This is a genomic window from Sinomonas susongensis (assembly GCF_005877005.1).
GTDB lineage: Bacteria > Actinomycetota > Actinomycetes > Actinomycetales > Micrococcaceae > Sinomonas > Sinomonas susongensis.
On the sequence record NZ_SSNH01000012.1, the window covers coordinates 82958 to 91348 of the forward strand.

Annotated in this window: 6 protein-coding genes; 2 read left to right on the forward strand and 4 right to left on the reverse strand. The window is 69.4% G+C overall.

From position 1 onward, the window contains the following. Positions 1-23 precede the first annotated feature (23 nt). From E6A21_RS15195 to uriH, 3 genes are read right to left on the reverse strand one after another with little or no spacing between them, the layout of a single operon-like run. The gene (locus E6A21_RS15195; protein ID WP_138444997.1) at positions 24-974 is read right to left on the reverse strand and encodes a ribokinase; all 951 of its coding nucleotides are present in this window, start codon (positions 972-974) and stop codon (positions 24-26) included. Next, positions 971-2392, reverse strand: a complete 1422-nt coding sequence (gene uriT / locus E6A21_RS15200) for a uridine transporter UriT (protein ID WP_138444998.1) — start codon at positions 2390-2392, stop codon at positions 971-973. The genes E6A21_RS15195 and uriT overlap by 4 nt, the downstream gene beginning before the upstream one ends. Further along, positions 2389-3375, reverse strand: a complete 987-nt coding sequence (gene uriH, locus E6A21_RS15205) for a uridine-preferring nucleoside hydrolase UriH (protein ID WP_138444999.1) — start codon at positions 3373-3375, stop codon at positions 2389-2391. The genes uriT and uriH overlap by 4 nt, the downstream gene beginning before the upstream one ends. 144 nt (positions 3376-3519) lie before the next feature. Between uriH and E6A21_RS15210 the strand changes: the two genes are divergently transcribed. Continuing rightward, positions 3520-4581: a LacI family DNA-binding transcriptional regulator gene (locus tag E6A21_RS15210; RefSeq protein ID WP_246036555.1), complete on the forward strand. Its 1062-nt coding sequence runs from the start codon at positions 3520-3522 to the stop codon at positions 4579-4581. A 99-nt stretch (positions 4582-4680) separates the two neighbouring features. Here E6A21_RS15210 and E6A21_RS15215 read toward each other — a convergent pair whose 3' ends face one another. Then, complete coding sequence (locus tag E6A21_RS15215) at positions 4681-6672, reverse strand: S53 family peptidase (protein ID WP_138445000.1); 1992 nt, start codon at positions 6670-6672, stop codon at positions 4681-4683. Between the two features lie 310 nt (positions 6673-6982). Between E6A21_RS15215 and E6A21_RS15220 the strand changes: the two genes are divergently transcribed. Next, complete coding sequence (locus E6A21_RS15220; RefSeq protein WP_138445001.1) at positions 6983-8176, forward strand: TerC family protein; 1194 nt, start codon at positions 6983-6985, stop codon at positions 8174-8176. Positions 8177-8391 lie beyond the last annotated feature (215 nt).

Below are 8391 nucleotides of genomic sequence, written 5' to 3' on the forward strand. Positions count from 1 at the left end.
CCTCCCGCCACATGACAGGGCGCCTAGGGACGGGCACCTGCCCTCGCCCTCATCGCCTCCACGTCCCGGGCGCCCGCGTAGGCGGCCTGGGTGCCGTGGCGGGTGGTCGCAAGGGCAGCAGCGACGGAGGCGTACCGAGCGGCGTCGGCGAGCCCGTCACCGGCCGCGAGCCGGGCCGCGAGGGCGCCCGTGAACGCATCCCCGGCCCCGGTCGTGTCCACTGCCGCGACGGGCGTTGCCGCCACGCGGACGACGGCGGGGCTCGCCCCACCGCTCGCGTCGAGCACGACGGCGCCCTCGGACCCGAGCGTCACGATCACGCTGCCGAAACCGGCACGGGCGAAGCGCTCGGCCAGCGCAGCCCAATCCTGTCCGGCGGTGTCGAGGGCGTCGAGGCCGAGGAGCTGGGCCGCCTCGTGTGCGTTGACGAGGAGGATGTCGACGCTCTCGACGAGTTCACGGGGGATGTCGGCGTAGGGCGAAAGGTTCAGGATCACGGCCGCCCCGGCCGTCCGGCCCGCGCGTGCCGCGGCGAGGACAGTCGGCTGGGCGACCTCGAGGCACAGGCAGACGGCTGCCGCGCCGTCGAACGCCGCCGACGCCTCGGCGACGTCGTCTGGCGAGAGGCTGCCGTTCGCCCCGGGGACGATCACGATGCTGTTCTCGCCCCGCGCGTCGACCATGATGCCCGCGATGCCCGTCGGGACGCCCGCGAGCTTCCGGATCCCGCTCGTGTCGACGCCTGCCTCCTCTGCCGAGGCCATGAGCATCGCCCCGTGCGCGTCGTCGCCGACGGCACCGACCAGGCGCACGGCCGCGCCGAGGCGCGCGGCCGCGACCGCCTGGTTGGCGCTCTTCCCGCCCGGATGGACGGCGAAGCCGGTGCCGGTGACGGTCTCCCCCGGGCGGGGGAGGCACTCGGTGTAGAGCGTCAGGTCCGCGTTGAGCGAGCCGACGACGACGACGCCGCTCACCGCTCGACCTCGGCCTCCGCGGGGCGCGGGATGAGGAAGGAGGCCCCGAGCGCCGCGAGCGTGATCACGAAGCCGACCGCCACGACCACGAAGTAGGAGGCACTTGCCCCGAGCGCCGAGGTGGCCTGGAGCACGGCTGGCAGGATGAGGAAGCTCAGCCCCGCCCCGAGGTTGAACGCGCCCGCGTTCATGCCGGGCAGGAAGCCCGGGTTGCCTCGGGGCGAGAGCACGACGCCGAGCCCGTTGAGCATGATGTTGGCGGTGCCCGCGTAGGCGATGCCGAGGAGTGCCGTGCCTGCCACCATGAGCGGCAGGCTTCCGAGCCCCAGGACCGCAATGACGGCGAGCGCCACGAGGCTCCCGACGAGTCCGATCCGCAGCACCCTCCGGTAGCCGAGCGTGGGGGCCAGGCGTCCACTGAACGGTCCGGCGATCCAGCCGAGCAGGGCGTAGGGCGTGAGGATCAGGAGGGACATCTCGGTGGGGCCGACCGTGAAGCCCGGCGCTGAAGCCTGGACGTACGCGGGCACGATGCCGTTGATCACCGCGAAGATGCCGGTCATGGTGAGCACGGTCGTGAGCAGCGGGGCCCACGTCGCGCGCTCCCGCAGATGGACGACGGCGACCATGGGGTGCGATGACCTCTTCTCGACCGCCCAGAATCCCGCGAAGGCGGCGATTCCGATGACCGCGAGGACGAGCGCCGTGACGAGCGTCCCGGGATCGAAGGCCCCGACGAGGTTTGCCGCCTCGTTGAGCGCGGTGAGGATCGCGCCGACCGCCACGACGATGAAGAACACACCGGTCCAGTCCATCGACGTGCCCTGCGCGGGACGGCTCTCGGGCGCCATGACGGCGACGAGCACTGCCGCGACCAGCGCGAGGACCACCATGATCCAGAACAGGCTGCGGAAACCGTAGTGCTCGGTGAAGAACCCTCCGACGAACGAGTCGATGCCGGCCACTCCGCCGTTCACGGCGGTGATGATGCCGAGGAGGGAGCCGTAGCGGCGGGGGTCGTCCGTTGCCGAGCGGAGCATGATGAGGCACAGCGGCACGGTGGGGCCGGACACGCCCTGGATGATGCGGCCGACGAAGATCCAGCTCACGTCGGGAGCCAGGGCGGCGACGACGGACCCGATGGCCATGAGCGCCATCATGGCCACGAGGACCCGCTTGCGGCCGACGATATCGCTCAGCCGGGGCAGGAACAGGGAGAACAGTGCGGCTGCCGTGAAGAACCAGGTCTGGGTGAGGCCGATCGTGGCCTGGTCGGCGTGGAGCTCGTTCCCCATCGAGACGAGGGCCGGGCTGAGCATCGACGCGTTGAGCTGGAACGCGATGCAGGCGACGAGGAGGGCGGCGGTGAGGACGCCGACGCTCTTGGTGGAGGAGGGGGTCCCGACGCGGAGGCTCATGCTGCCGTCACCTCCGCAGAGGGCTCGCCGATCATGGCAATGGCGTCGACCACGAGGTCCCAGAACTTCTCGCGGTCGAGGTCCATGGCCACGGAGGTGGTGCAGTCGGCCGGGGCGGGCGCCCGGAAGTCGGCGACCGTCATGCCGAGCGTGAGCGTCCCGGTGAGTTCGATGTCCACGGGGACGCGGCGCGTCGTCATGACGCCCGGATCGATCACGTACGCGACCACGCACGGATCGTGGACGGGCGGATAGTCGAAGCCCTGTGCGTCCCTGTACGTCGCGGCGAAGAAGTCCATGAGTTCGACGACGAACTTCGCCGGCTTGGTGCCGATCGCGGCAATGCGCTCGACGACGTCGGGCGTCGCGAGGGCCTGGTGGGTGAGGTCGAGGCCCACCATGACCACGGGCCAGGACTCGTTGAAGACGATGTGCGCGGCCTCCGGGTCGATCTTGATGTTGAACTCGGCCACCGCGCTCCAGTTGCCCACGTGGTAGCCGCCCCCCATGAGGACGACCTCGCGGACGCGTTCCACGATGCGCGGCTCCTTGCGCGCGGCCATCGCGATGTTCGTGAGTCCGGCGGTCGGAACGAGCGTCACCGTCCCGGGTTCATGCGCCATGACCGTGTCGATGATGAGGTCCACGGCGTGGCGCGGATCGAGGTCGAAGGCCGGCTCGGGCAGCTCAGGCCCGTCGAGGCCGCTGTCTCCGTGGATGTCGGGGGCCGTCTCGATCGAGCGCACCAGCGGACGGGCGCAGCCGGCGGCGAACGGAACGTCGGTGATCCCGGCGATCGCGGCCACGGCGAGGGCGTTGCGCGTGACCTTCTCGAGGGTCTGGTTCCCTACGACCGTCGTGACGGCGAGGAGCTCGATGTTCGGGCTGCCGTGGGCGAGGAGGAGGGCCACGGCGTCGTCATGGCCGGGGTCGCAGTCGAGGATGATCTTCCGCGCGGTGGTGCTGCGGGGGATGGGTGGCATGCGTTGGCTCCACATCGTTGGGGATCGGCCTGGGCGGCCGGTGGGATACCTCACGATTCTGGCAGGCGCCGTTGACTCCGTCAAGCGTTTAACGTCAAACGCTTGATGTCTTGGGAGAGTCGGTATCTGCCTAAGATGACGTCCATGGTTTCGGCAGCTGGCACGGGCAGCGAAGGATCGCGGCGGGTCACGGCGGCAATGGTCGCGCGTGAGGCCGGCGTCTCGACCGCAACCGTCTCCCTCGTCGTGAGCGGCAAGGCGGCAGGACGCATCTCCGCCGCCAACCAGGCGAAGGTGGAGGCCGCCGTCGCACGCCTCGGCTACATCGTGGACACGGCCGGCAGCTCGCTCTCGAAGGGGTTCAGCCCCGTCGTCGTCCTCATCGCCACGGACATCTCGAACCCGTTCTACGCGGACCTCACGGCTTCCGCCCGCGCCGCCCTCGGCGAGCGCTACGAGCTCCTCCTCTCGGCGAACGATCCGGGCAGCCAAGCGGGGCCGGAAGCCATCCGGAGGCTGCTCTCCCTGCGCCCGGCGGGGTTCCTCATCGACGCGCCGTCCGCCGAGCTCGCCGACGGGATCCCCCCGGGCACGAACGCAGTCCTGCTCGACGCGCCCGGCATCGACACGCCCTGGCCTACCGTCAATCTCGACGTCGCCGGCGGAGCCGCGGAGCTGGCCGGGCACCTCGCAAGCCTCGGCCACAGGCACGTCGCGTACGTCGACAGCGTCATCGATGCGGCCACGTTCCGAGTGCGGCGCGAGGCGTTCCTCACCGCGGCCGCGGACCTCGGGATGGAGGCGAGCCACGCCACGCGCTCCCTCACCGCGATCGACGACGCCCGGCGGGCATTCGCCGCGGCGTGGCCAGAGTGGCGGGCGGCCGGGGTGACTGCCGCCGTGTGCTGCACGGACACCCACGCGTACGGAGTGCTCGAGGCCGCCCGCTCAGCCGGACTCGCCATCCCCGAGGACCTCGCGGTCGCGGGCTTCGACGATCTGCCCTACTCACGGCATACGAGCCCCCCGCTCACGAGCGTGCGCCTCCCCTCCGGCGAGCTTGGGGCCGCGGCCGGACGCGCGCTGCGAGCCCTCATCGAGGGCACGGACGGGGAGTCCCGGACCGACGGGCGGAGCCTGCTCGGACGCGATGCTGTGCTCGGCAGCGAGCTCGTCGTGCGGAGTTCGACGGCCGGGAACGCCTAGGCCCCACGTTCAGAACACAAGACGACGACGGCGCTGCACGCGCCGTCGTCGCCCTCCATCCGCTCTCCCAAGGGAAGAGCAGGCCTCGTGTGCCGCGGGTCAGTGCAGCGCCGCCACCTGCTGGGCGAAGGCTTCGGTCATGCTGCCGACGCCCGTGACGTCGTCGTAGCCCGGTGCGGTGAACAGGGACGAGTCGTGGTTCATCCCCACCAGGTAGGTGTTGCCGCTGACGGTGCTCGAGAACGCGACAGCCTTCTCCTGCGAGGGCGGAGCTACATCGCGCTGCGCGCCGCCGGAAGCCGCCGCGGCGTAGATCGTCGGGTTGGCGAACCCGATGACCTTCCCGGACGCGGCCTGCGCGACGGCCATCTGCGCCGCGGTCAAGGGGCAGGCGAGCGAAGTCCCGCCGATCCCCTCGAAGGCGAATGAGCCGGTCTTGAGGACGTTGTCGTTGGTGATGGGGCTGAAGCCGATGCGGTAGCCGGTGTACGGGTCTGCGAGGGACGAGACGTCCGGCGAGACCCGGTGGCCCTGCGCGAGCGACGCCGGGACGGTGCCGGCCTGGTACGCGGGCTGCGCGAAGACGGCGCTCGTGCCGCCGCCCGCCCCGAAGCGGAACGGTCCGGGCAGCGAGCCGGCGTAGACGAGCTGGCCCGTCGAGTCGGGGACCACCCGCTGGCGAGCAGTGCCCCAGCCGGTCTCGAAGAGGTAGCTGCCGTTCTGGCCGGCCGCGAGGCTCGTGCCTCCGACGGCGGTGACGTACGGCGAGCTCGCCGCGAAGTCGGGCGAGGCGTAGCCGAGGTTGGCCACCTCGTCGCCCGAGTCGCCGCTCGAGAAGTAGAGCCCGATGCCCTCGGCTGCTGCCTGCAGGTGGATGTTCTGCTCACCCATGAGCGCGTTCGCGGAGAGCGCCTCGCCGACGTTGCCGTAGCTGTTGGAGACGATGTTCGCGAGGTGGCCGTCGAGGATGGTCGACATCGCGAGGTCCAGGCCGCCGCCGCAGTTGTTGCCGCCGACATAGAGGATGTCGGCGGCCGGGGCCATGCCGTGGACCGCCTCGACGTCGAGGGTCTGCTCGCCCTGCCACCCGCTCGGCTCCTGGCACAGGTCCTTGTCGAGGAACATCTGGGAGTCGGGGACGATCTGCTGGTACTGGCCCGTCGTGAGCTGCGGGACGCTGCTCGCGGCCGACCACGTGTTCGTGTCCTGAACGATGGTCGGTGACGCGTACGCGTCGATGATCGCAACCTTCTGGCCGGCACCGGCCGTCGTGTCCACGGTCCCAGCGGGTGAAATCCCGTAGGCACCCTGCAGCTGAGTCGGCGTGTAGCCGCAGATGAAGGTCGGGAAGCTCGTTGTCCCGTATGCCTCGGGCAGCGTGGCCGTCTTCTGCGCCCAGTAGTCGGAGCAGGGCACGCTGAGCGGTGGCTGGATCGGCTTGCTCGCCGCGGGGGCGGCCTCACCGGAATCGGGAGTCGCATTCGTCGGGTGGGTGAGGAGCCGGCCCTGATCTATCGAGAGGCCCTGGATCGCGCTGCCGAGATCGGCGGGGACGGACGGGGCAGTGGCAGGACCGATGAGCGTCTGGCCCCCGAAGCTGTAGTTCTGCTCGCTCGTGCTGAAAGCCGCGTTGATCTGGGCGACGGTGCCGCGGAAGACGACGTAGAGCCGGCTCTGCGGAGTGCCCGTGACGGTCATGCCCTGCGACTTGAGCCAGCTGACAGTCGCATCGAAGGCAGCTTGGGTCGGGGCGTACGTGTCGATCCACTGCTGCGGCGTGAGGTACTGCCCGTAGGCGGCACTGCCCGGGGTGGAGACGCCGTCGGCGGTGGCCTTCGCACCCGCGAGGTCGCGGAGGCTGAAGTAGATCTCTCCCTCGACCGTCGTGTTGCTGAGGGGGTTGCCCGTCTTCGTCCTCGAGCCGGCCCACGGCGGGACGGAGCCCGGGTAGGCCTTGGAGTTCGACGGCGGTGGGTTGGGCGGCGAGGCGACCGCGGAGGCCGCCGTCGCGAGGCCCGCCGTGCAGGCGATGGCGGCGGCCGCGGCGAGGATGCGGAGCGAAAGCCGAGGGGAACGGTGCTGTCCAGCCATGGATCTTCTCCCATCACGGGACTCTCGTGAATATCCCGGTTGGGAGCGAGACTAGACCTGAAACAGACTTTGCAGTCAGGGCGGAAAACCTGAGAGTTTGCCATGAGTTTGTGAAATGCCTGTGAATTTGGCATCGGCGGCGCGCCCGGTACCCTTGAAAGTGCGCAGGGGAGTATCCAGTGCGCCGCACACGTCAACACGTCGGGCACGGGAGCCTGGCCGGGTGCGGCGGCCTGTTCGAGCGGACGAATCGTTCAGCGGACGGGTGGAAAGACTTGTGGCGGTCACGCCTACCTGCGAAAGGGACTCAATGTCCGTCTCTCCTCTCGTCTGGACCATCACCGTCCTGGTGATCCTGGCCCTTCTGGCCTTCGACTACGTCTTCCATATCCGCAAGGCCCACGTGCCCACGCTCAGGGAAGCGGCCCTGTGGTCGTCGGTGTACGTCGGCGCCGCGGTGCTGTTCGGAATCGTCGTGCTCGCCGTCGGCGGCACCGAGCTGGGCGGCCAGTACTTCGCCGGCTTCATCACGGAGAAGGCGCTCTCCGTGGACAACCTCTTCGTGTTCCTCGTGATCCTCGCGAGCTTCAGGGTTCCGCGCGAGGACCAGCAGAAGGTCCTGCTGTTCGGGATCGTCTTCGCGCTCGTCGCGCGGACGGTCTTCATCTTCCTCGGCGTCGCGCTCATCAACAGCTTCGCCTGGATCTTCTACGTCTTCGGGGTGATCCTCCTCTTGACAGCGGGCCATCTCCTCAGGCCCGCGAGCCACGCAGAGGACGAAGCGGACAACGTCGTCGTGCGTCTCGCACGAAAGTTCCTGCGGACGTCGCAGAACTACGACGGAGACAGGCTCTTCACGATCGAGAACGGCCGCCGCGTCCTCACGCCGATGCTCCTGGTCATGGTGGCCATCGGCGGCACGGATGTCCTCTTCGCGCTCGACTCGATCCCCGCGATCTTCGGGCTCACCCAGAACGCGTACATCGTCTTCACGGCGACGGCGTTCTCGCTCATGGGCCTCCGGCAGCTCTTCTTCCTCCTCGACGGCCTGCTCGACCGTCTCATCTACCTCTCGTACGGGCTCGCCGCAATCCTCGCGTTCATCGGTGTGAAGCTGGTGCTCCATGCGCTGCATGAGAACACGCTCCCGTTCATCAACGGGGGCCATCACGTGGAGGTCTTCGAGGTCACGACCGGCCTCTCGCTCGGCGTCATCATCGGCGTCCTCGCGCTGACCATCGTCGCGTCCCTCCTGAGTCCCGCCGGCAAGGCGCAGACCGCGATCAACAACGCGCGCCGGCACGCCGAGAGCTACCTCGACCTCGGGTACACCGCCGACCCCAACGAGCGCGAGCGCATCTACGGGGACCTCGCCCGCGAGGTCGCAGCCATCGAGCTGATGGACAGGAAGTACCGGGACAGGGCGAAGGACGTCGAGGCCATCCGGGCCAAGGTGCGCGAGGCCCAGGCGCGACACACCGAGTACCTGAGGACGACCGGCTAGGGGCTGCCGCGTCCAAGGGGCCCGCGCGTCCAGCCCGTTTATTCGGCCACCGACGCCGAGTCCGGGCGACGCGCCGCCCCCAAAACCGATTGGGAAAGATGGCGGATTCAAGGCATGTTGGCAACGGCCTGTTCGATGTCTTCGAGGAAGACTTCTCGTGGTGTTTTGAAGCCTAGTGTCTTGCGTGGCCGGTTGTTCATCTCGAAGGCGATGGC

Coding starts and splice junctions, on each gene's coding strand:
- uriT (WP_138444998.1), bottom strand. CDS start 2,392: ATGAGCCTCCGCGTCGGGACCCCCTCCTCCACCAAGAGCGTCGGCGTC.
- E6A21_RS15220 (WP_138445001.1), top strand. CDS start 6,983: ATGTCCGTCTCTCCTCTCGTCTGGACCATCACCGTCCTGGTGATCCTG.
- uriH (WP_138444999.1), bottom strand. CDS start 3,375: ATGCCACCCATCCCCCGCAGCACCACCGCGCGGAAGATCATCCTCGAC.
- E6A21_RS15215 (WP_138445000.1), bottom strand. CDS start 6,672: ATGGCTGGACAGCACCGTTCCCCTCGGCTTTCGCTCCGCATCCTCGCC.
- E6A21_RS15210 (WP_246036555.1), top strand. CDS start 3,520: ATGGTTTCGGCAGCTGGCACGGGCAGCGAAGGATCGCGGCGGGTCACG.